Origin of the sequence: Mesorhizobium sp. WSM3626, from assembly GCF_000513935.1 — a bacterium.
Taxonomy (GTDB): domain Bacteria; phylum Pseudomonadota; class Alphaproteobacteria; order Rhizobiales; family Rhizobiaceae; genus Mesorhizobium; species Mesorhizobium salmacidum.
Genome location: NZ_AZUY01000022.1, coordinates 16223 through 36960, shown reverse-complemented (window position 1 = coordinate 36960; position 20738 = coordinate 16223). Strand labels below are relative to the sequence as shown.

Sequence of the window (20738 nt, the reverse complement as noted above, 5' to 3'; positions counted from 1 at the left end):
TCCAGGGACATTTGATCAGAGCGCCTATTTGCTGCTAGGCTGATGTCAAATTGGTCCTGATTTCACAGAGGAAGGACCGACGGGGGAGAAGACGCGCGTCATAGCGACGTGTTTTTAGGGCAACAGGGAGCGGGCCAAAGCCTTCGCCATGGCGATCAAGGACGTCCAGAAATATATTGACGAATGTGGGCTCGTCGAAACGAGCGACGAAGAATCGGAGAAACCGATCTATCGCAAGCCAGGTTTCGAGGGCATTCGAAGCTTCGGCGAGATCGAGCAGATATTCAGCCAGTTCATCCGCGAGCATCGCGACGCGAAGCGGCTCAATCGCGCCCAGATCGGCATGATGGTCGGGCTGCATGAGACGATTTTCGCGCGCTATGAGCGGGCGTTTTCGAAGCTGCAGGCGACGCGGCTGATCCACCTTTGCGAAATCCTCGGCTGTTCGCCGGTGGAAATGATCCACGCCGCCGCACCGCATTTTTTCGGCGAAAGCCGCAAGGAGGCCGACGACAAGCTGAAGCTCGTACTGCGCATTCTGGACATGCCGGCCTCGACCGCATCCGGCCTGCTCAGCATGATCGAAGGTCTGGTTGGGGAAGACAGAACTTCCGAGCAGCCATCGAGGTAGTGGGCAATGATGCCGCCGGGCGGCGCGAGAGGGATCGTCGCCGGCGACCGAGAGGCTCGGGGAGCGCCGGCACCCCGTAAGTTGTGCCCTTCCGCCAAGGCGGCTCGCCCAAAGTTAGCGGCACTTCCACGCATCAGAATTGTGAATCGATGAAGCCGGATTGATTCATCGAACTCGTTGGACGAGATGGACGTAAGTGGTCAATGTCGTGACATGCCGACAGATGCCGCGACACGTCTCCACCGCATCGATCCCGCGTGCAACATGGCGCGGTACTATAGCTTGTCGACAACGCCGAGCCTATTCGGCGACATTTGTGTTGTACGGGAGTGGGGGAGGATCGGACGGCTGGGCCGTATCCGTATCGACCTCTACCAGGGAGCAGAGGAGGCTCACGCGGCTCGGTTGGTGATCGAGCACGCCAAGCGGCGACGCGGCTATCATGATGTGTCAGGGAATGGTTGACGATTGGGATGTCGGCGCGACTGCAAAACGCCTGCCCCGGTGCAGGCCTCTTGGCTTTCCAGTGATTATTCGAATTGCGGCTTTCGCAGAAGTTCGCCGAGACAGACGTGGCGTGGCCGGGCGGCGTGTTCCGCCTTGTCGGCCGCGAGTTGCGCGGCGACTTCCTCGGGAAGCGGCGTGAAGTCGTATCCTTTGGCAAAGGCTGCTGCGCGCAGGGCGACAATCGTGTCGAAGTCCCGATCGTATGTGCCGAGCCACAGCGCCGGTTCGTCGGTCTCTTCGTGGGGGAACGCCTGTAGGAAATAGGTTTGCAGCGGCGGGTCGTAGCCGATGATGGCTTCGGGGTCCAATCGGCCGTGTCCAGTGGCGGTGATGGTGTAGCGGCTCATTGCAGCCTCCCTGTTGGCAGAGGAAGCCGGCCCCTGCGGGGCCGGCCACCGATCGCTCACTGCGGGTTATTCCAGAGGATGACCTTCTTGCTCTCATCACCGCCGGGGGCCGGGGCGACGTTGCCGAAGATCACGCCGATCTCGGGCGCCTCAAGCTTGACAGAGAGGTATTCCTCGCCGGACCGCTGCGACTTGCGGTACCAGCCTGCACCGATCTCGAAGCCGGTGCGCTTGTTGAGGATGCGGAAGTCGGGCGCTTCCTCGCTGGCCTTGCTGCCGTTCGGGATGACGGTGATCGGAGCGTTGATCCGGAGCGTTGCGAAGACGCCTTCCATCGAGCCGTCCGACTTGGTGGTGAGGTTAGCGATCGTGGTAGCCATGATAGTTCTCCTTCGGTTGCATCGGGAACCATTCCCGATGGCGTCGAAGGAGAGGGCCGTCCTGCTGCGGTCATCTCGGCGCAAATTCTGGAAAATTCTATTTGCCGAAAACCGCGGGCAGGTCCTTCGCCTGCCCGCAAACAAAAATTGAAATCGAATTTTCCTGAATTTGCGCCGAGTGTACCCCCACCGGGGGTTGACCGCACAAAGCAGGCGGTCCTCTACAAAGGCGACATGAAAAGGGAATGGCTCGCGTTGCAACCGAAGCCGGGACGATCTTCTGTGGCTGCTCGGTCGCAAGGCGTGACCTCTGGCCGGCGGCCGCTGGGAGGATCCCGACCGCTCCCGTCATCGATCCTCACCATCGTTCGGCACCGCCAACTCCGGCGAGGAAGCACCCTGGTCTCTCCGCAGCCTCGGCAAGCCGACGACGACTGTCATGATCGTCGCTGTCGACGAAGCTGTCGCAGCTATTCGGCGAGAGGCGCTGCGCCTCCGCGTCGGCGGCCATGCAAGCGTGCTTCAGGGTTGTCGTCCTGGCTCCCGGCGGCGAAGAGAGCAAGAGGGTCGCCGTATGCCTGGGGGGCCGTCCTGAGCGCGTCATACCGGCGGGGGCCGGGTTGCGCTGCAATAGGAGGCTGGCCGAGACCGTAGCCGATTCGCCCAACGTGACTGAAGGTGGTGTCCATCTGCGCTTACGCCGCTACTGCTTTCCGCTCCTCTGCCGTCATCCGGGCGATGACCTCGCGCGCGACGTCGGCGCCGGCGCGTTCGAACATGGCTCGCCATTCAGCCACGCTGAAGGTAGTCGTCACCCTGCTCCGCATCGTGTCGTATACGACGCAGGGCGAAGCGATCAACACTAGGCGCAGCACATTCAGGAATGTGCCGGGTGATGCGCCATCCCAAATCATCAGGCCATAGTCGGCCCGGCGCGCCATTTCCCTGTCCGTCCCGGCATGGACGGCGAAACCTTGTGCGCCATCAGGTGGCGGGATGCGGTAGGCCGCCCAGTCGCCGAGGTTGTGGCGCGGTTCTTTACCGGCATGGAACACACCGACATGCTCGTAGCCGTAGCCCGCCAGCAGGCCCTGCACCTCTGCATCCGCCCCAGGCGCGTCGCCGATGAGAACGCCGTGCTCGTGTGCGACAATCGCGCTGATCCGCTCGATGACCGGGTCGGGCAGGACATCAATGTCCCGTGAGCCTCCAATGAATATCATCGCCATCGTGTCTCTCCTTTCTCTCCAAAGCCCGCCACCCCGCGCCAGCCACCCTCGCCCGCTCGAGCCGATGGCCTGGACGGCAATGCTCGCCATTGTTCGACGCGCCGCGTAGGCCCCACCGACCGGCTGCTTCTCCTGAGCCTATTGCTCGTGGGGGTCGCGCAAGGGATTGTGACCCCGCAAAGGGCGAAGAGTGCGTCAGCAGGATTCGTGGAGCCGCCTCTGGCGGCGGAATAGCCTCGGTCCGGCGCAGCCGGATGCGCCCGACAGTCCTCACAGCGCGATTGATGAGAATTCATCACGCGGATCACCCATCCCAGTACTCGGAGACGGTCGCAGTTGCCAGCCCATATAAAATTTTGTATTGGTAGGTTTGATGACCAAGTCTGTCGAGTTCCGTGGGAGCGCCCTTGACGACTGCGCGCCTTTCCCGCGGTGGCGCGGCGCGAGGCTGGTCATCAGCTCGACCAGGTTCAGAACGGCCGCGAGCCGGACGACTGGAAGCCGATGAACACGGTCGGGCAGGGTGTGCGGGAAATCAGGATCCGGGATGCGGGCGGCGCATTCAGGATTATCTACGTGGCCCGGTTTGCCGACGCTGTTTATGTGCTGCATTGCTTCCAAAAGAAGACGCAGAAGACGGCGCGGACGGACCTCACGCTCGCCGCGGGACGTTACAAGGACCTGGTGCAGGAGCTGAACCGATGAGCAACGAGCGCTTCGAGAGTGTGTGGGACGCCATCGCGGATACCCCCGCCGAGGCCGAGAACATGAAGTTGCGGTCGGCGTTGATGATGGCGCTCAAGCAGCACATTGCCACCGAAGGGCTGAGCCAGTCCCAGGCCGCCAGGTTGTTCGGCGTCACCCAGCCGCGCATCTCCGATCTCATGCGCGGCAAGATCGACCTGTTCGGCCTCGATACGCTGGTCAACATGGCGGCGACAGCCGGCATGCACGTGGAAATGAACATCGCCAAAGCGGCGTGACCACGAGGCCAAGGCCACCGCGGGAGATATGCGATGCCGGAATGGCCGAAAGACAAGTTGCTCAAACATGGCCCGGAGCTGCCGATGGCGGAACGCATCCGGCGCTATCGGCACAACATCCGCTTGATCCGGGACTCTGGCTGCGCAGTGCCGACCTCGGCGCTTGTCGACACGCTGGATCCGGCCGAGATCGAGCTGTGGTTCGCCGACAGCGCCTTTCGCAGCCACCGGCTTAAACGAGCGATCGAGGCTGTCGCCCAGCTTCCTGAGGAAGCCACCCTGCCCTCACCCTTCACCGAGACCGATCCGGACTAAGCGATCGCCATGCGGGCAGATCTGCAAGGGAGCCGTAGTCGCGGCCCCCTTGCGCCTGTCAGGCGCCGATGGCGGTCAGTCGATCGCCTGGAATATTTCGGAGGCTTCCGGATGTTCGGCCGCGAATGCGTAGAGGCGGGCGTACCCCTTGGCCAGCAGGTCGCACTCGTATCGAAACGAAAGATGCGAAAGGGCGAACAGCGTGACGATGACGCCTGCCGCGTCGGCGGATACCTCGCCCTCGTAGCCATTGGTCTCGCAGGTGATCCGATAGCGGTCCTTTGAAGTCGGCACGAGATAGAGCGGCTTGCCCTCGTATTCGTAGAACCGCCAGAAGCCCCCGCCATAATCGAGCGGGCTCAGCCATTCCATGAGGCCGTAGAGGGTGTTCTCGGCGACCATCAGGTGCTCGAGCCCGAACAGGCGGGGGAGAAAGTTCCCCCGACGGTCCTCGCTCACCAGGGTGGCGACGCGGGTGGCAGTGTTGTGAGTGGTCATGATCTGGTCCTCCAGAGAGAGCGGGATGGAAGCGGCACGGGGGCTCTCTCTCACCTTCCCGCACCGCCCTCCGGTCTCGGCCACCTCTGGCTCTCTCATAGGCCGCCATCGCGAGACGCCTTTGTATCGGAGAGGTCGCTGGGGTCGCCGTGACCGTCCGGACTGGCACACCGGAACCGGCCGCCCGCTGAGCGGGGGCCGCGAAGGTCGGAATCAGGGATGGCGGGGTGGCGCTCATCACGCGCCGCCCTCCTCGGTGAACCGCCAAACCGGTATGCCGAGGCGGCGTGCCTTGTCGGCCAGGTTCTCGGTGATGCCGGAACCGGGGAAGACGATCAGCCCGTAGGGCACGACCGACAGAAGCTGGTCGTTGCGGCGGAACGGAGCCGCCTTGGCGTGCCGGTTCCAATCCGGCTTGAAGGCGATCTGCGTGACCTTGCGGTTCTCTGCCCAGCAGGCGGCGATGCGCTCGGCCCCGCGCGGGCTGCCGCCGTGGAGCAAGACCATGTCGGGATGCTTCTCGCGGGCCTTGTCGAGCGCGTCCCAGATCCGGTCATGCTCGTTGCAATCGAGGCCGCCGGCGAAAGCGATCTTGGTGCCGGCCGGAACCAGCACCTCGGTGTCAGCACGACGGCGTGCTGCGAGGAAGTCGCGGGAGTCGATCACTGCGGCGGTCATCGACTGGTGGGAGACCTTGGAGCCGGTACGCGGCCGCCATGCCGATCCGGTCTGCGCCTCGTAGAGGTCGGCGGCCTCGTCGCGCATGATTTGGAGCACGTTGCGCGCTCGATATAGGTTATGCCCTCGGCTGTGAGCCGTTCCAGCTCGACGGACTTCACCTCAGAGCCGTCCTGCTCCTGCTGGCTCGACCGTTGCGCCTCCTCATTGCGGTCGAGGCTGCGGGCGACGCGCTCGGCGGCGCGGTGGAAGACGTTGGTGAAGGACCAGAGAAGGTCGTCGAGGTCCGGTTCGAGCCTGGTGTCGCCGAGCATGCCGGCGAAGGTCTCGACGATCGAGCCGAGGCCGGCCCGGATCACCTCGTCGTCGGGAAGCGGGCGAGCATCGGGCTCGTCCTGATGCGGACGATGACCGTACATCTGCAGTTCGAGGATGACGCGGTCGGTCGGTGAGGACGTGTGGTAGGGCTCGTAGGCGTCGTCGAAAGGAAGGTCGTAGGTCATGGCGTGTCTCCGTCGGTTGTGGCCGCGCCTGTCGCGGCCTGACAGCGCATCCCGGCCGCGGCCCGGGCGCGGCCGCACCGAAGGCCGGAGCGCGAGCGGAGGACGGCGCCAGCCGTTGCGGCCGTGACGGGGGCGTGGCAGGGGTCGCCACTCGGGCAGGCCGCGGGCGCGGCTTCTCCCGGCGGACCGCCGCCATGCCAAGGTCTTCCGGTGACGCCGGCCCCACCTGCCGGCCCGAGCCCTTCATCCGGACGGCAGAAAGCGACGGGCATCCTGCGGGGCGAGCTGATCGCCGAGCCATGCCGCGAGATGGGCAGGGCCGAGACTGCGCAGATCGTCGTTGAAGTCGCCAAGCTGCGGCCGCAGCGCCAGGGCGAGGATCCCGGCCTTGCCTGCTCGCCGGCTGAGACGTTCGATGCCATGCCGGCCGGCGGCGTCCGCATCGGCTGCGATGTAGAGGCGACGGCAACCAAGCGGGAAGCTCAGGCCGGCGAGGTGATTGGCCGAGGTGGCAGCCGCCACCGGCAGCGTCGGCATCACCGTCCTGAGCGAAGCCATCGTCTCGAATCCCTCGCCGGCGGCCATGACCGGCACCTCGGCCCCGGGATCGAGGCCGAGCCAAATAGCGTTACCGAGCAAGTGGCCGAGCGACCGGCGCGGATCGATGAGTGTCGCCTTGCCGTTGCCGTCCGGAGCGAGCCAGGTGCGCTGGAGGCCGGTGATACGACCGTCGCGGTCGGTGACGGCGGCGATCAGCGCTGGCAGCATCTGCGTCTCGCCAGTCACGAGATCCCGGTAGTAGCAGCCGGGATGGAAGCGCAGGGCGCGCTCGTGCGCGGCGAGCCGGATGCCGCGACCGGCGAGATAGCGTTCGGCAAGCGTGCCGGCGATCGGCTGTGACATGCCGAACAGGCGACGCGCGGCGTCGGGAGAGCCGCGTGCCGGGGTGGGCTGGCGTTGCGCGCCTGAGGTCCGGGGCCGCGGCATGGCGAGGAAGCGACGTGCTTCATCGGCGACGTCACGGAAGTCGACGAGGCCGCAGCTTTCGCGGATGACATCGAGCAGATCGCCATATTCTGCCGAGGCTTCGTCCACCCACTTTCCTGCTGGTCCTTTCGCGTTGGCCGTCAGGCGGACATGCATGGAGCGGCCGCGGGTGTTGCGGACGTCGCCGACGATCCAGTGATTGCCGGAGCGATGACCATTGGAGAGATATTCACGGCACACTGCCTCGGCATGCTCACCGAGGCGGCGTGCCAGCTCGGATGCCGAGCCGGTCATGATCGCCTCCCCTCAAGCCGCTGCGGTACGGTCAGTGACGCCGACCAGCGTATGGCGGTCGAGGAGCAAGGCGAGGATGGCGGGCCCTTGCGTGGCAATCGGGATGAACAGCCGGAGCTTCCAGGAGATGATCTCGGAAATCAGTCCGAGCGCCTTCAGCCGCGGCACCATTGCGTCGGTGAAGCCGATCAGCTCGACACGGTAGTCGTGCATGACGCGGCTGCGGCGCAGGATCAGGCCATCGGCAAGCTGCAGCCCGATCCGGCCCTCAATCAGGCCGGTCCACGCTTCCTCCGGCGCGAGCGTTGGCACATCATCGAGACCAAGATTGCGGTACATGGTCGCGACCAGCGTTGGCGCGATATGACGGCCGATGATGCGCTCGCCGGCGTCCGTCTGGATGCGGTAAACCCGGCAATCGTCGTCAGGCAACCGCCGCCAGATCGGCAGGAGGAGCCCTGCGACGATGTGGAAGGTACTGGTTGTGAACTCCGGGACGGCCGCCACTTCGGCTTCCCACATCTCGCAGAACAGTTTTCGGTCAGCCGGCTGCCAGCGCGTTTCGGCAAGGGCGTCGAGTCCGAAACGCAGTTCGTCGGTCGGCCGCAGCAGGCGCACGCGATGCTCGACGGTTCCATCGTCCAGCATCAAGCTCGCCGTCGTAAGCTGTATGGCCGCGCGGCTCGAGCGTGAGTTGACGAGCAAAACCGATTGGGACTCCGCTCGCGCAATCGTCAGCGCATCAATGAGACCGAGCGGCCGGATGCGGTCTTTGCGCGCGACGGTCAGCACATGCGACTGCGCGCCCGAGACCGGGTGTGTGTAGACGGTTCGGCGTTCGGTGACGACGATGCTCTCGGCTGTGATCGTCTCCAGACCCTTGTCATAGGTCCCGGCGGCGATGGCGCCCTCTATTCTTCCCGCCATCAACTGCTCGAACACCTCGAACAACAGGTTCTGCGTTTCGATGCGCAACGCCAGCAGCCGATTGAGCCAGGTTGTGATCGGCGGCAGTTCGTCGCGCAACCCGCCCTCGTCGGTGGTCAGCGACAGGCCGGTGACCGTCTCGAAGGTCGTGAGCGAGCAGCCTTCGATCTTACCCTGGTGGAGCAGCCAGTAGAATTGGCGTAGCGCCGCGCGGGCGTAGGGGCTTTCCAGATTGTCCTCGGACCGGAACAGCCCTGCCCCGCCGGTCTGGCGCTGGCCGCGTGTGATCGCACCCAACGTGTCGAGCCGCCGCGCGATAGTCGATAAAAACCGCTTGCCTGCCTTCACATTGGCGGCCATGGGCCGGAACAGCGGCGGTTGCTTCTGATTTGTGCGGTGGGTCCGGCCGAGACCCTGGATGGCGTTGTCGGCGCGCCAGCCGGCTTCGAGCAGATAGTGCTTGCGCAGCCTCTGGTTCCTGACACCGAGATCGGCGTGATAGGAGCGCCCTGTGCCGCCGGCGTCTGAAAAGATAAGCACGCTTTTGTCGTCGTCCATGAAGCTTTGGGTCTCGGCAAGATTGGCCGAGCCCGGACGGTTCTCGACAGCAAGCCGGTCGACACCGTCGCGGCCGGCCTTCCTGACGATGCGGCGCGAGCGGCCCGTCACCTCGGCAACGCTGTCAGTGCCGAAGTGGTGGATGATCTGGTCTAGGGCGCTGCCGACCGGCGGCAGCGACGCAAGCTTTTCGATCATCTCGTCACGCCGGCGTACGGCTTCCCGGCATTGAACAGAGTTGCCATCCTCATCATGCGCGGGTCGCGAATAAACGTTCCCGTCTGCGTCCGAATATTCCTCGAACAGCTGCGTCGGGAAGGAATGCATCAAATATCCGCCGACATACTCGCGCGGCGTCACGTCGACATGGAGATCCGACCATTCCTCGGTCGGGATCTCGGCAAGCCGGCGCTCCATCAGCGCCTCTCCGGTTGAGACGATCTGCACGACCGCCGAATGACCATCGGTACGGTCTTGCTCGATCGCGTCGATCAGCGTCGGCGTCATCATCGAGGTGATGAGATGGTTGAAGAAGCGTTGCTTAGTGCTCTCGAAGGCTGAGCGCGCCGCAGCCTTTGCGTTGCGGTTCAGCGTGGCGGTCCCGCCGGTGATGTTGGCCGCCTCCAGTGCTGCGGTCAGGTTGTTGTGAATGACCTGGAAGGCGTCCGCATAGGCGTTGTAGATACGGATCTGCTCCGGGGTCAGTTCGTGCTCGAGCAGGTCATATTCGACACCGTCATAGGAAAGCGAACGCGCCGTATAGAGGCCGAGCGACTTGAGATCGCGGGCAAGGACCTCCATCGCCGCGACACCGCCGTCCTCGATCGCGGCCACGAACTCGGCACGGTTGGCGAACGGAAAATCCTCGCTGCCCCAGATGCCGAGGCGCTGCGCATAGGCGAGGTTTTCAACCGCGGTTGCACCGGTCGCCGAGACGTAGACGATGCGGGCGTCTGGCAACGCATGCTGCAGGCGCAGGCCGGCTTTGCCCTGCTGCGAGGGTGCCACGTCGCCGCGTTCGCTTTTTCGGCCTGCGGCGTTGGCCATGGCATGCGCCTCATCGAAGATGATGACTCCATCGAAAGACCGTTTGGTCCCCGTCGGGCCGTCGGCCCTCCTCGCCGGGTTTTCTTCGTTCCCCGTCTGGCCTTCGGCCCTCCTCGCCTCTTGTCCGACCCAGTCGAGGATCTGCGCGATCCGCGACTTCTTGCCGTCGCGTTCCTGGGAGCGCAGGGTTGCGTAGGTGGTGAAGAGGATGCCTTCGGCAAGGCGGATCGGCGTGCCCTGCCGATAACGGGACAAGGGTTGGACCAGGAGTTTCTCCTGGCCGAGTGCGGCCCAATCGCGCTGGGCATCTTCCAGCAGCTTGTCTGATTTGGAAATCCAAATCGCGCGGCGGCGGCCCTGCAGCCAGTTGTCGAGTATGATGCCGGCGACCTGTCGTCCTTTGCCGCAGCCGGTGCCGTCACCCAAAAACCATCCTCGGCGGAAGCGAACCGCGCTCGCAGCACCTTCTGGAGCGGCCGAGACTACATCATAGGTCTCGTCAACCGTCCAGGCGCCGGCGAGATGACCGGAATGCGCTTCCCCGGCATAGATCACGCTTTCGAGCTGGGCGTCCGACAGCAAGCCCTCGTCGACGATCGCGTCAGGCATAAGGGGCCGGTAGGAAGGCTTCGGCGGCGCGACCGCGGCCATGGCGGCCGACTGGACCAGCGGCGTCGGATGCGGCTTTGCACGGGGAATGTGGATCGACTGAAGGGCGTAAGGGTCGTAGATCTTGTCGGTGAGACTTCCACTCTCCTCCGGCATCCACTCGCGAAGCTCGTAGGTCAGGGGCAGCGCCGCGGCGCTGCTCGCAAGAGCCGGGTGGCTGAGCGTTGCCCTTGCAACGGGGCGAGCCGGTCGGACAACCTTTGGTGCAAACGATGTTGCGGACGTGGGTGCAGCTACTGCCGTGGGCCGACCGGCCATGTGCGTGGCGGCATTGCGCAGGATCCCGTTCGACAGAGCGTCGGTCGAGTCCGGAAGGCCGTCCGCTGTCCGGGGCGGCAGATCCATGATGCAGGAGAGTAGCGTATCGACGTCGGACGCCCTGCCCGGCGACGCGACGAAACGCGACGGATCGGCGGCCGGTATCTTGTCGATGACTGTCAGCCGGGTTTCGGCGGTCGTGCCATGGCGGGCATAGACATGGCCGTCGATCGCCTCGGTGAAGACGACGGTGCCCAGCTGCTGCAACCGTTCGAAGGCTGCCCGCCATTTGGGATTTTCGGGAGACAGGCCGGTGCCGGTGATGGCGACAAGACGGCCGCCTGGACGCAGACGCGCGAATGCGGACGAAAGATGCCGCCACGCGGCATCGGCGACATGGCCGTCGACATAGGCGCCGACCGTAAATGGCGGATTCATCAGCACGACGGACGGCTCGATGGCGGTATCGAGACGATCGTCGATATGGGCTGCATCGTGCCGGGAGACGGGGACTCGCGGAAACATCCGGCCGAGAAGATCGCCGCGCGTCGCGGCAAGCTCGTTGAGCACGAGCGTGGCCCGCGCGATCTCGGCATGGACGGCGAGCAGGCCGGTGCCGGCCGAGGGTTCGAGAACGAGGTCTGACGAGCTGATTGCAGCGGCATGCGCGGCAACGAAGGCAAGTGGCAGTGGTGTGGAGAGTTGCTGCATGGCCTGGCTCTCGTCCGTCCGTCGCGTATGGGTGGGAATGAGCTTGGCGATCCGCTTCATCATCGCCAAGGTCGCCTGCGGCGTAGTCGACCGGGACAGGATCGCCGATCCGAAGCGGCGCAGGAACAGCACCTGGGCCGCTTCGAGCGCTTCATAGGCGTCCTTCCAGACCCAGAAGCCCTGTGCGTCCGTGCCGCCGAAGCTGTCCGTCATGGCGGTGCGGAGCGCGGCGGTGGTGACTGGCTTGCCCTGCTCTAGGAAAGGTAGAAGCAGCAACGCCGCCTGAAAGATCACCTGGGCTCTGTCGCTGGCAGCGGGTGCCCGCGTGCCGAGGGGAGCGGCCGTTCGGGCAACGTCGGATGTGGTCGAAACGATGTTCATGGAGATGTCCTTTGCGAGAGGGGAATGGCCCCGCGCCGGCACTCTCTCCGCGCCGGCCGGGCCGCACTCCTCCCGACTCCCCTCTCCCTCTGGCGTCGGTCCATCAAACGGTTGCGCTCAGCGAAAAGCCATGACTTCAATGTGCACATAGGATGCGGCGGCGACCTGGAGCTGCGAGGTGATGCGACGGTTTAGAATTGGCAGTGAGGTCTTCGAGGAAGGGGCGCCTGATCTGCAGGCGGCGCTTGGGAACGCCTATGCCCGCAGGGAGCGTCCACTATGCCTGTGCCGCGAGCCGGGCTTCCCGATGTACGTCGCCCGCATCGGTGACCTGCATCTGATCAAGCGCATGCCGCTCAGCGGCGGCGGGCACGATTCTTCCTGCGATTCTTATGAATCGCCTTACGAATTGTCCGGGCTCGGCGCGTTGATGGGCAGCGCGATCCAGGTCGATCCGCAAAACGGCATGGCGGCGCTGAAGCTGGATTTCAGCCTGTCGAAGATGGGAAGTCGGGCGGCGTCCATGCCTGCTGGCCAGAACGCCGCCAGCGTGGCCGGAAATCCGAGGAGGATGTCACTGCGTGGCCTCCTTCACTATCTCTGGCACGAGGCCGAATTGACGGTCTGGACATCCAGATGGGCCGGCAAGCGACATTGGTGGAATGTCCGCTGGCATCTTCTCGAGGCTGCCGGTCAAATGACGGTGAGGGGCGGACCGCTCGCCGATATTCTGTTCGTGCCCGAGCCGTTTCGGGCCGAGAACAAGGAAGCGATCGAACTGCGTCGCAACACGGTTCTTGCTCCGGCGTTACCGCCAAAATCCGGTCCACGAAAGTTGCTGGTCCTGGTCGGCGAAGTGAAGGAGATCGTGCCCGCCCGTTCGGGTCAGAAGCTTGTGATCAGGCATTTGCCCGGTTTGCCCTTCATCATCGACGACGCAATGCATCGGCGTTTGCAGGCACGCTTCGAGAGAGAATTGTCGCTGTGGGGAGCGGACTCGAGCTCACATCTCTTGGCTATCGCGACGTTCGGAGTGAATTCGGCCGGCCTCGCCATTGTCGAGGAGATCGCGTTGATGGTCGTGTCCGAGAACTGGATTCCTTACGAGACGGTCCCTGAAAAGCGGCTCATCGACGCGCTTGCCCGTCTTCGCGAGAAGAGCGTAAAGGGATTGCGCTACGACCTGCAACCCGACCAGCCGATCGCCAACGCATTGCTCCAGAACAGGAACGAAGCAATCGCGCTCTTTGTCGTCCCGGCCGGAGCGGACGAAGCTTTCGAGGTTTCGCTGCAGGAGATGATTGCGGATCGACCGGAGATGGGTGCCTGGACCTGGCGGGTCGGTGACGGGGAGATGCCGGCCCTTCCATAGGACTGTTTAACCGGTTGGTCGCTGGCCCGAATCCGGCCCGGGGAGCCCAAGTTCCACACGGAACGCCATAATAGAGCGCCATGACCCCGAGCATGGAGGTGCGGCGATTGTTCCTCATCTGCCCTTACGCGTACGGTTTGGTACCGAGAGAAGCGGTGCGGGCCAAGCGTTATTCCAGAGAGAACGCCACCCGTGGGCAGCCGGGTCGTCCTCTTCAGAACGCGAGCCGTGCCGCTCATCACCGGCCGCTGGGCCTCACCCGATTGGCATTAAACCGACATTGAACCGCTTGGAGACCCGTCCTAGAAAGAAGGAGTCCCTAACCTCTTAGCCTAATTGGGAGCTAGTTGTGGTTGAAAGCCATACAGAGATGGCGCAGGCAGCTATTGAAACCAGCTTCATGCTACGGCAAGGGTCTCTCGCTGGACGCGTCGCCTTTCGCCGCGATATGGATCAATCCCGGCGTGCCATCGCAGCATCACGCGAAATTCTAAAACGGCTTCGCCAGCGCAAGATAGACGAGGCAGCCATCGTGGCAGTTCTGCGGTGCGTTCATGAGAAGTGTTGTAGGCTCGAGCATAAGCCCATTCGCGCAGGCTTGGATGAGCGCTCCGCCTTGCCGTTGGTCTTGGGCATGTATGGCCTGGTGAAGATCTGACGCAGGCCGAGGCCGAACCTTGGCGATATCGATCGCTACCAGCACCGCGCCGGCGGGTGTAGAATCTGAAATGGTCATGGTCGGTCTCTCCGGAATGGGTTGTGAACATTCACATTCTAGAGAAACTCTGACTGGCCATGGCCGCCTCCAGCGGTGCGCGCCCTGCAGCGAAAAGCTGCGCGCACCACGGTCTCGGCCGCCGCCGCTCCTTCATTCCGCAGGTGCTACGGCTCGTGCTACCGGTCAAAAGCGTTCCGGCAGCCTGCAAACGCACGGAGACGTTGAACAGCACCGCGTGTCCGCATTCGGTGCCGACATTCTGCGCAAGCCCTTTCAGGACTTAGTCTTGGAAATGAAGGCACCGGAGAGTCAATGGCGCGACCTAGCTGTGGAGCCTCAAAAGGTTGTCCTTGGTTAGCCCGAGGCGGCTGATAGGGGTCTTGATTTTAAGCTGCCGTGTGGCCGGTGCCAATTGTAGCGATGAAGTTTTGGAAAGACGGCCTTCAACAACGTCGCGGGCCATCTCCTCTCGACGCAACGGCGTCAGACGGGCATTCTTGTGGATGTTCATTCGGTCCTCCGAGAATCACTGAAGCTTCGACAACCTCAGCTTTCTCGGTCGGGGCCGAATGGACAACCTCCTGAAGGCTCACACCTAGCTCACAGCTTAGTCTACGAGTTCACCGGGTGCGAGCGGGTCGAAATTGCCTTGGTCGATTGGATCATCAGGAAGTAAGCCGCAACCCCGCGATGAAGGAAAAAACGGACCCGCTCCGCGTAGCGTTCTGGAGCGGGTCTGATCCATAAGCCAGCACCGTCTGACCGCCTAGTGCAGGACCTCGACAATCTGATGCGTCTGGGGGTCCACCAAAACAGTCTGGTCATTGATAACGGCAACCCTGTATCTGATGTTTGGAACTTCCCTCAATTCAACTTTATCCGGAACCGACGAACCAAGCTTCAACTCGATGCCAAGCAGATTCACGGACGCCAGCGGTTTTTTCTTAACGTATTCACGAACGATGGTTTGTTCCTCTGGCTTGAGTACGACGACATCATCAGCGAAAGCCGCGCCAACGCTGCCCATTAGGACCAAAGAAGCAACAGCACTCGACAGATAGATTCTCATGACATTCTCCTGATTGCCCGCTCCCGTAGAGTGAAACTAACTGCCCTACGGGAAGTTCCCGGCGAACCGCGGGACGCCCTTAATGCCGAAGGCGACCCGCTCCGACAGAATGACATTATCGACCATTGAACGACCTCAATCCGTCGCGAACGCGGCCGCAACCTGCCTGCGCAATTCAGCGGTGGTGCTTTCCTTGAGATCAACCATTCCCCCAAGTTCATCACAGACGACGCGGCGAAGGCGATCGGCGATCTCCATCTGCGATTGCCTCGATGTCGGCGGACTGTGAGCGAGAATGAGAGCGGCGCTTCGCTTCATAGGCCGGAGCTGTTCCGGTTACTCAGGGACAGCAAGCCGGGCGACATCCTGTTGACTGAACAGGTCGACCGCCTGAGCCGACTATCGGACAAGGATTGGGATCAGCTCAAGCACGAGATCAAGGACAAGGTCGTGGCGCTGGACTTGACGACCTCGCACATGATGATGAAGACCGAGGACGCCTTCACCGGGCGTATGTTTGACGCAATCGACGGGATGCTGCTCGACATGCTCGCCGCCATCGCCCGCAAGGACTATGACGACCGCCGCCTCAGGCAGGCTCAGGGCATCGCTAAGGCGAAGGCTGACGGGAAAGATGAAAGGGTCGCCCCGAGGACGCCCAGCGCAATGAGACCATCGTGGACATGCTGCGCAAGGGACAGAGCTGGAATACCATCACGAGGGCCACCAACTGCTCGCGCTCGACACTCGCGAAGCTGGCAAAGCGCGTTGCTCCTGCTCATTAACTGCACGGGGGTATCCCTCCGGTGAGAGCTCCGATTACATGCGCTGGGTTGGTCCGGAGCACGACCCTCGCCTGATGAAGCCCTTTCCGTCCGATCTGATGAAGATGTGGCCGATCGACAGCAAGGTCGGTTCGCCGCGCAACAACACGCCCGACACCATTGATGAGATTGGTCGCGGGCGAGCGACTTGTTCGACGTTTGAACCAGCTCAGTTGGTCGGCGAACCGTCTGCGCCATGAACGGATTGCAGTTCTTTTTCGATCTGTCGCTGGATGATCCGCGACAACTCGATGGCCTTCTCTTCGTCATCGACCAGGCTGTTGATAAGTTCCGCGCCTACCCAGCCGTGCGCGTAAATCGCTCCGTCTTGTGAGAGCTTGTTCAGCAACTTGCACACGCGCCTTACGGTCTTCGCGATTTCCGGCCGGTCGCGGGTGAGGTTTGCGTTCAGTTCAGCCTGGTTGCTTTCATCCATGTAAAGCATGGCATGTTCTCCTACAGGTATTGCTCACCGTCGTCCCCGGCGTTCGAACAGAACCAGTGCGGGTCCCGTCGCGGCCAGGCAAAACCGAAGCCCGCATGCTTCGCGCAACCCTTGTGCTCGCACAGATGCCCCAGCACACTGACGCGCTCGCGCGGTGCCAGCGTCATGCCGTCGGCAAGCTTGGACGGTCCGTCGCTCATAGGCTATAGATTCCACAAGACGTCTTGAGAGGCAAGAAATTTGTTCTCTATTCGTTCTCATGGGCCCGATATAGCTGGAACATCTGCTCGCGCTTAGCGACGCCGGCGAGCACCTCCTGAAGGCTGGATGTGCGGTCATCAGGTTCTCCTGAACGCAGATCGATCAATGGCGGCATGACCGCGTCGTTGCAACTGCGTGGTGGTGTTGTGGCTGTCGCTGGCCGACCCTGCGGCCGGCCCGTGCAGCGGCGATTATGGGGTCGCGGGGTTCAGGCGGCGCGTCGTTCGGAGGAACGCGAAGCAATCCGGCTGATAGGGAGTAATTTCACCGGAGAGGGCTATGCCCTTCTTGTTTGAGCGCAGATCATAGCTGCCCGGCGGAAGCGCAAGTTCGGCGGCAAGTTTCTTCAGCTTTGAACGAGCTGTCGTGTGAAAACGTCTCTTCTGCTGCTCGTCATAGGAGCAGCTTCTGTTCCAGTCGAATGTCGATCTCCATGAAACGAAACAGGCCCGGCGATCGCTCGCGACCCGGGCCCGTCATCAGTTGGTTTTATGCGGTGAAATGATCAGGCGGCCGCGCGCCCCTCGATGACATCGGCGCCGACCTCGTCGGCGGAGACCTCCTCTAGATAGGCGCGGTCGTAGGAGTTGCTGGCAAGCTAGCGCTCGGCCGCCGCGGAGTTTTCGGCCAGATGCAGAAGCTCCGGGGTGTCGCCGAGGGCCTGCAGCACGCGGACCGTGCCGATTTTGGGCGCTCAACGATTTCGAAACGCAGGTCGCTCTCGACGGACCAGGTGCGTCTGACCGAGACGACGATGATGCCGCCCTGCCCGAAATCGACCTCATGCAGGGTGAAGGTGGCCGGCGAGGTATAGGTCGTGCGGGTTCGCGGCGGTTCCTTCCTAACCAGTCGACCGAAGCCGTTGCGGCTTCCCCAGGTCGCGAGCTTTTTTGTGAAGCGCGAGGGCGGTTTCGCCGCGCCGTCCGAGTAGCGGATGACGTCTCCAAAGGGGCGGTTTCGTAGATGATATGTCGGACATGCGAATTTCTCCATCTTGAAAAAACAGAATGGGCCCGGCTGATGTGCCGGGCCCGGTGTGGGACTGGAGGGCCTATTGGGCGGCCTGGAGGTGGTCCGTCTCGCCGCCGTCGATGGTCACCGGCTCATCGGAGGACGCACCCACATTCTCGGCGAGAAAGGGCGGCAGTTCGGCGGCATCGCCATCGAGCGCCGCCTCCTCCGGCATGTCGCCGGCGACGGCGTCGCCAGCATCGCTAGCCACTTCGTCGACGTCGAGGCGAAGCGGCTCCGGCAGCCAGTTCGATCCTTCGAGAAGTCGGGCGGCTTCACGCGCCATGATGTCCTTCTTCATGTGATCGATCAGCTGCGCGGAGTCCGCGCCACGGGCTTCCCGGACAGCCTGCAGGATCCGCGCCTTGGTGAGGCGCCCGAGGAACTCGACCGTGGGTGTCCAGCCGGCGTCGACCATATCGAACTGGAGCGAGCGGCCGAGCACGTCGGCATGCGCGAGCGCCTTCGCTCTTCTGTTCCAGGGTTCGACCACCGCGTTGAGAGTCAACGAGACGCAATGCGCGAACAGCGCCTTGCGGCTCGCCTCGTCGAGGCCGAGAAGGAAGTGCCACAGGCCATCCGCCTCATCGGGCAAATCGCGGTCCCAAGCTTCGTGGCGCTCGGCGATCTCCTTGGCCCAGGACGTCTCGGCAAGACCGTCGACCTGGGAGAAGCTGCCGCTCTTCAGGCTGATTTCGAGGCAGCTATCCGGCGCGAAGCGATAGAAGACCTGCAGCACTACGGCGTGTATTGCCGCGAGGAAGGCGATGTCGACGTCACCGGCGAGCGCGTTACGCAGTGCCAGCGTCCGCTGCGCGGTCAGATCGAAGACGAGCCGATCGGGCAGCGGCTTGATGCCGTCCTCCTCGCCGTCATCGCCGGAACTGTCATCCACCGGCTTGCCGTTGACGACAACACCATCGCCATCGTCGTCACCCTTGGATCGGGTTTTGCCCTCGGTGTCGCCTTCCTCGCCCTCACCGACGTCGTCCGTTTCGGAGCGAGGCTCATCTTCGGACCGCACGAAACCGGCCTCGACCTGGAGCTCGCCGTTGGCGGCCAGCGTCACGAACGCACCGGCAATTCCCTTCTGAGCGGGGTCGTAGCGTTGTGGACGATCGTCGATCGCATCGAGCTCGGCGCCCAACTGATCGAGCTTCGCCTCGATTGCCTCGTCGGCGTTCTCGGCCGCGGCATAGTCCGCATCGAGCTTTTCGTATTCGGCCTTCAGCGCGTCGTAGCGTTCGATCTCCTCAGCGCTGAGCTCCTGGGCCTCGGCGTAGATGCGCCGCATGCCGGAGGTGTGGCCATAGGGAAAGCTGATCGCCGCCTCGACCCATTTCCAGCCTTCGGCGCGGATGGCTTCGGCATCAACCTTCAGCCTGTCGAAGACCAGCTGCTCGAGAAGTGCTGCATCCTGGAACCAGCCGCCGGAATCCTGCTCGAACAAGTCGCGAAGGATGACGCCGCCAGCCGCCTCATAGGCCTTGGCACCAACATAGACGGCTCGGCGATCATCGGCCCGGACCGTGGTCTCCGTCAGCAGGCGCCTGATGTAGTAGGGTTCCTGCGTATGCGAGCCGGAGATCCGTTCCCAGACTTGCTCCTGGCGCGCGTGATCATCCGAGATCGAGAACGCCATGATCTGTTCGAGCCGGATTTCATCCTTCTCGTAGAGCTCGAGCAGTTTTGGGGAGACCGATGCCAGCCGCAGGCGCTGCCTCACCGTCGCCGGCGACACGAAGAAGCGGGCGCCGATCTCGTCGGGATCGAGGCCCTGATCGCTGAGCGTCTTGAAGGCCCGGAACTGGTCGAGCGGGTGCAGGTCGGCGCGGCGGAGGTTCTCGGCAAGCGAGTCTTCTTCGGCCGAGGTCTCCTGCCTGCGGTTGACGACACAGGGGATCGGCTCGTTCTTGGCCAGGCGCTTCTGCTTGATGAGGACGCCAAGTGCGAGATAACGCCGGCCGCCGGCGGGCACCTCGAACATGCCGGTCTCCTCGCCCTCGCCGTCGAGCACAGGACGAACGTTCAGGCTCTGGATCAGCTTTCGCCGTCCGATGTCTTCGGCAAGCTGCTCAATCGACAAGCCGTCCTTGATGCGCCGGACATTCTTCTGCGACAGCACCAAGCTGTCATAAGGAATGTTCGCCGCGGCGTTCATCGCGATCTTCTGAATGGCGTTCTTTGCCATGGTAAGGTTCTCCGTGACGGGCGGCCCGGGGCCTCTCCCCGAACCTCCAAGCCCGTCAGGAACCCTCCCCTCCCCCCTCTGCCTCCAACGACTACCTGAGCGACCCGCGCTCTATCGAGGAGTTCCTCAAGACCGTCGAGGGCAACTACAACGCGGCCGTGGAGCAGCTGGTCGCCAACGAGCCGGACGAGCCCACCGTCTACATTGCCGGCTTCGTGAGCTACGTCATGTGCTGCGCGCCGGCCGGCATGCGGATCTTCGGCCCATTCGGGGCGCGACGGAGCTCGGCGCCAAGCTCATCGACTCGATGATTGAGCTACCGTCCCCTCACCCGGAGCTCGGGGCCAGGAGCTTCAGCGAGCTCCTCGACTCCGGCGCAGTCCAGCCGAAAATCGACGAGAAGTACCCGCAGGCGATCGGCATCGCCAAAATCGCGAGGCAGGTCGCGGTCTTCGGCAACTTCCCCTGGGAGATTCTCGTCAACGAGCGGGAGAGCCCATTCTCCACAAGCGACTACCCCGTCGGGATCGAGCGGACGCCCGACCCGCGCATCGTCAACAGGATCATACCCCTCACGCCGACAGCCGCCGTAAGGATCATGCCGAACTTTGACCTCGACCGGCGCACCGCCGACTACGACTTCAAGTCGCTTCGGCTTAAGCGCACCATTCCGACCAGGCAGGAGGTCGCGCACGTGAACCGGCTTATCGTGCGCTCGGCAGAAGACTCGGTCTTCTTCGCCAAAAGCGCCCCATGGGTCGTGACCAGCAACAGGCATTTCCGTCGGCACCGATCTCACGCGCGTGCCGACACCGCACGGGACCATGCAGATCGCGGCGCCAGATGATCGTCGCCCACCAGCAGGGATTGAGCCGCATGCGCCCAGACCGGCCGGTTCAGAGACCGGTGCGGCGGACCGCGACGTCAATCGACCGCTGAAACCT

Annotated in this window: 18 protein-coding genes and 6 pseudogenes; 10 read left to right on the top strand and 14 right to left on the bottom strand. The window is 63.3% G+C overall.

The window, feature by feature from the left end; all coding sequences use genetic code 11:
- The first annotated feature begins 148 nt into the window (after positions 1-148).
- Both M653_RS0116870 and M653_RS1000000135695 read left to right on the top strand, forming a co-directional pair.
- The gene (locus M653_RS0116870; RefSeq protein WP_027144405.1) at positions 149-631 is read left to right on the top strand and encodes a helix-turn-helix transcriptional regulator; all 483 of its coding nucleotides are present in this window, start codon (positions 149-151) and stop codon (positions 629-631) included.
- 186 nt (positions 632-817) lie between these two features.
- Entirely contained in the window at positions 818-1096 is a 279-nt protein-coding gene (locus tag M653_RS1000000135695) for a WGR domain-containing protein (protein WP_348626239.1), read from the top strand.
- Between the two features lie 65 nt (positions 1097-1161).
- Here M653_RS1000000135695 and M653_RS0116860 read toward each other — a convergent pair whose 3' ends face one another.
- The 3 genes from M653_RS0116860 to M653_RS0116850 all read right to left on the bottom strand — a co-directional run bounded on the left by M653_RS0116860 (position 1162) and on the right by M653_RS0116850 (position 3094).
- Positions 1162-1485: a hypothetical protein gene (locus M653_RS0116860; protein ID WP_027144403.1), complete on the bottom strand. Its 324-nt coding sequence runs from the start codon at positions 1483-1485 to the stop codon at positions 1162-1164.
- Between the two features lie 56 nt (positions 1486-1541).
- Positions 1542-1865 (bottom strand): DUF736 family protein, encoded by a 324-nt coding sequence (locus M653_RS0116855; RefSeq protein ID WP_027144402.1) that lies wholly within the window; start codon positions 1863-1865, stop codon positions 1542-1544.
- A gap of 695 nt (positions 1866-2560) precedes the next feature.
- Entirely contained in the window at positions 2561-3094 is a 534-nt protein-coding gene (locus M653_RS0116850) for a hypothetical protein (protein WP_027144401.1), read from the bottom strand.
- A gap of 373 nt (positions 3095-3467) precedes the next feature.
- Here M653_RS0116850 and M653_RS1000000134495 point away from each other — a divergent pair.
- From M653_RS1000000134495 to M653_RS0116835, 3 genes and pseudogenes are all read left to right on the top strand, one after another.
- Positions 3468-3799, top strand: a pseudogene (locus M653_RS1000000134495) (type II toxin-antitoxin system RelE/ParE family toxin).
- Positions 3796-4077 (top strand): helix-turn-helix domain-containing protein, encoded by a 282-nt coding sequence (locus tag M653_RS0116840; RefSeq protein WP_027144400.1) that lies wholly within the window; start codon positions 3796-3798, stop codon positions 4075-4077. Before M653_RS1000000134495 ends, M653_RS0116840 begins: the two are co-directional and overlap by 4 nt.
- A gap of 33 nt (positions 4078-4110) precedes the next feature.
- The gene (locus M653_RS0116835) at positions 4111-4392 is read left to right on the top strand and encodes a hypothetical protein (protein WP_027144399.1); all 282 of its coding nucleotides are present in this window, start codon (positions 4111-4113) and stop codon (positions 4390-4392) included.
- A 75-nt stretch (positions 4393-4467) separates the two neighbouring features.
- Here the strand turns inward: M653_RS0116835 and M653_RS0116830 are convergent, their stop codons facing one another.
- From M653_RS0116830 to M653_RS0116815, 4 genes and pseudogenes are all read right to left on the bottom strand, one after another.
- Complete coding sequence (locus M653_RS0116830) at positions 4468-4890, bottom strand: antirestriction protein (protein ID WP_027144398.1); 423 nt, start codon at positions 4888-4890, stop codon at positions 4468-4470.
- 237 nt (positions 4891-5127) lie between these two features.
- Positions 5128-6071: pseudogene (locus M653_RS1000000134490) on the bottom strand (DUF2493 domain-containing protein).
- 243 nt (positions 6072-6314) lie between these two features.
- Positions 6315-7352, bottom strand: a complete 1038-nt coding sequence (locus tag M653_RS0116820) for a toprim domain-containing protein (protein WP_027144397.1) — start codon at positions 7350-7352, stop codon at positions 6315-6317.
- 12 nt (positions 7353-7364) lie between these two features.
- The gene (locus M653_RS0116815; protein ID WP_027144396.1) at positions 7365-11903 is read right to left on the bottom strand and encodes a strawberry notch family protein; all 4539 of its coding nucleotides are present in this window, start codon (positions 11901-11903) and stop codon (positions 7365-7367) included.
- A gap of 181 nt (positions 11904-12084) precedes the next feature.
- Between M653_RS0116815 and M653_RS0116810 the strand changes: the two genes are divergently transcribed.
- Entirely contained in the window at positions 12085-13275 is a 1191-nt protein-coding gene (locus tag M653_RS0116810; RefSeq protein ID WP_027144395.1) for a DUF1173 domain-containing protein, read from the top strand.
- A 527-nt stretch (positions 13276-13802) separates the two neighbouring features.
- Here the strand turns inward: M653_RS0116810 and M653_RS1000000137720 are convergent.
- The 4 genes and pseudogenes from M653_RS1000000137720 to M653_RS1000000138100 all read right to left on the bottom strand — a co-directional run.
- Positions 13803-13944: pseudogene (locus M653_RS1000000137720) on the bottom strand (IS481 family transposase); the annotation flags it as partial.
- A 371-nt stretch (positions 13945-14315) separates the two neighbouring features.
- Positions 14316-14419, bottom strand: a pseudogene (locus M653_RS1000000136765) (IS481 family transposase); the annotation flags it as partial.
- A gap of 340 nt (positions 14420-14759) precedes the next feature.
- Positions 14760-15062: a DUF1236 domain-containing protein gene (locus M653_RS0116795; RefSeq protein WP_027144393.1), complete on the bottom strand. Its 303-nt coding sequence runs from the start codon at positions 15060-15062 to the stop codon at positions 14760-14762.
- Between the two features lie 135 nt (positions 15063-15197).
- A complete protein-coding gene (locus M653_RS1000000138100; protein ID WP_280940107.1) occupies positions 15198-15320 on the bottom strand; it encodes a hypothetical protein in 123 nt (40 codons plus the stop codon).
- A gap of 33 nt (positions 15321-15353) precedes the next feature.
- On the opposite strand from M653_RS1000000138100, the pseudogene M653_RS1000000134485 reads away from it, so the two are divergent.
- Together M653_RS1000000134485 and M653_RS1000000137715 are read left to right on the top strand one after the other, a co-directional pair.
- Positions 15354-15847 (top strand): annotated as a pseudogene (locus M653_RS1000000134485) (recombinase family protein); the annotation flags it as partial.
- Between the two features lie 32 nt (positions 15848-15879).
- A pseudogene (locus M653_RS1000000137715) lies at positions 15880-16086 on the top strand (hypothetical protein); the annotation flags it as partial.
- On the opposite strand, the gene M653_RS0116770 reads toward M653_RS1000000137715, so the two are convergent.
- Positions 16056-16331, bottom strand: coding sequence for a hypothetical protein (locus M653_RS0116770; protein WP_032935404.1), 276 nt, complete (start codon positions 16329-16331; stop codon positions 16056-16058). The pseudogene M653_RS1000000137715 and the gene M653_RS0116770 overlap by 31 nt on opposite strands.
- An 11-nt stretch (positions 16332-16342) precedes the next feature.
- Positions 16343-16531 (bottom strand): hypothetical protein, encoded by a 189-nt coding sequence (locus M653_RS01000000132765; RefSeq protein WP_032935402.1) that lies wholly within the window; start codon positions 16529-16531, stop codon positions 16343-16345.
- 692 nt (positions 16532-17223) lie between these two features.
- Between M653_RS01000000132765 and M653_RS1000000138235 the strand changes: the two genes are divergently transcribed.
- Positions 17224-17406: a hypothetical protein gene (locus M653_RS1000000138235; RefSeq protein WP_027144391.1), complete on the top strand. Its 183-nt coding sequence runs from the start codon at positions 17224-17226 to the stop codon at positions 17404-17406.
- 237 nt (positions 17407-17643) lie between these two features.
- On the opposite strand, the gene M653_RS0116750 is transcribed toward M653_RS1000000138235, so the two are convergent.
- Positions 17644-19794, bottom strand: a complete 2151-nt coding sequence (locus M653_RS0116750) for a ParB/RepB/Spo0J family partition protein (RefSeq protein WP_027144390.1) — start codon at positions 19792-19794, stop codon at positions 17644-17646.
- A 229-nt stretch (positions 19795-20023) separates the two neighbouring features.
- Between M653_RS0116750 and M653_RS0116745 the strand changes: the two genes are divergently transcribed.
- Positions 20024-20641, top strand: a complete 618-nt coding sequence (locus tag M653_RS0116745) for a DUF4238 domain-containing protein (RefSeq protein ID WP_027144389.1) — start codon at positions 20024-20026, stop codon at positions 20639-20641.
- Positions 20642-20738 lie beyond the last annotated feature (97 nt).

What these genes read in the sequence shown, in the direction of transcription:
- M653_RS0116870 (WP_027144405.1), top strand. Translation starts at nt 149, where the DNA reads ATGGCGATCAAGGACGTCCAGAAATATATTGACGAATGTGGGCTCGTC.
- M653_RS1000000135695 (WP_348626239.1), top strand. Translation starts at nt 818, where the DNA reads ATGGACGTAAGTGGTCAATGTCGTGACATGCCGACAGATGCCGCGACA.
- M653_RS0116860 (WP_027144403.1), bottom strand. Translation starts at nt 1,485, where the DNA reads ATGAGCCGCTACACCATCACCGCCACTGGACACGGCCGATTGGACCCC.
- M653_RS0116855 (WP_027144402.1), bottom strand. Translation starts at nt 1,865, where the DNA reads ATGGCTACCACGATCGCTAACCTCACCACCAAGTCGGACGGCTCGATG.
- M653_RS0116850 (WP_027144401.1), bottom strand. Translation starts at nt 3,094, where the DNA reads ATGGCGATGATATTCATTGGAGGCTCACGGGACATTGATGTCCTGCCC.
- M653_RS0116840 (WP_027144400.1), top strand. Translation starts at nt 3,796, where the DNA reads ATGAGCAACGAGCGCTTCGAGAGTGTGTGGGACGCCATCGCGGATACC.
- M653_RS0116835 (WP_027144399.1), top strand. Translation starts at nt 4,111, where the DNA reads ATGCCGGAATGGCCGAAAGACAAGTTGCTCAAACATGGCCCGGAGCTG.
- M653_RS0116830 (WP_027144398.1), bottom strand. Translation starts at nt 4,890, where the DNA reads ATGACCACTCACAACACTGCCACCCGCGTCGCCACCCTGGTGAGCGAG.
- M653_RS0116820 (WP_027144397.1), bottom strand. Translation starts at nt 7,352, where the DNA reads ATGACCGGCTCGGCATCCGAGCTGGCACGCCGCCTCGGTGAGCATGCC.
- M653_RS0116815 (WP_027144396.1), bottom strand. Translation starts at nt 11,903, where the DNA reads ATGAACATCGTTTCGACCACATCCGACGTTGCCCGAACGGCCGCTCCC.
- M653_RS0116810 (WP_027144395.1), top strand. Translation starts at nt 12,085, where the DNA reads ATGCGACGGTTTAGAATTGGCAGTGAGGTCTTCGAGGAAGGGGCGCCT.
- M653_RS0116795 (WP_027144393.1), bottom strand. Translation starts at nt 15,062, where the DNA reads ATGAGAATCTATCTGTCGAGTGCTGTTGCTTCTTTGGTCCTAATGGGC.
- M653_RS1000000138100 (WP_280940107.1), bottom strand. Translation starts at nt 15,320, where the DNA reads ATGGAGATCGCCGATCGCCTTCGCCGCGTCGTCTGTGATGAACTTGGG.
- M653_RS0116770 (WP_032935404.1), bottom strand. Translation starts at nt 16,331, where the DNA reads ATGCTTTACATGGATGAAAGCAACCAGGCTGAACTGAACGCAAACCTC.
- M653_RS01000000132765 (WP_032935402.1), bottom strand. Translation starts at nt 16,531, where the DNA reads ATGAGCGACGGACCGTCCAAGCTTGCCGACGGCATGACGCTGGCACCG.
- M653_RS1000000138235 (WP_027144391.1), top strand. Translation starts at nt 17,224, where the DNA reads ATGCAGAAGCTCCGGGGTGTCGCCGAGGGCCTGCAGCACGCGGACCGT.
- M653_RS0116750 (WP_027144390.1), bottom strand. Translation starts at nt 19,794, where the DNA reads ATGGCAAAGAACGCCATTCAGAAGATCGCGATGAACGCCGCGGCGAAC.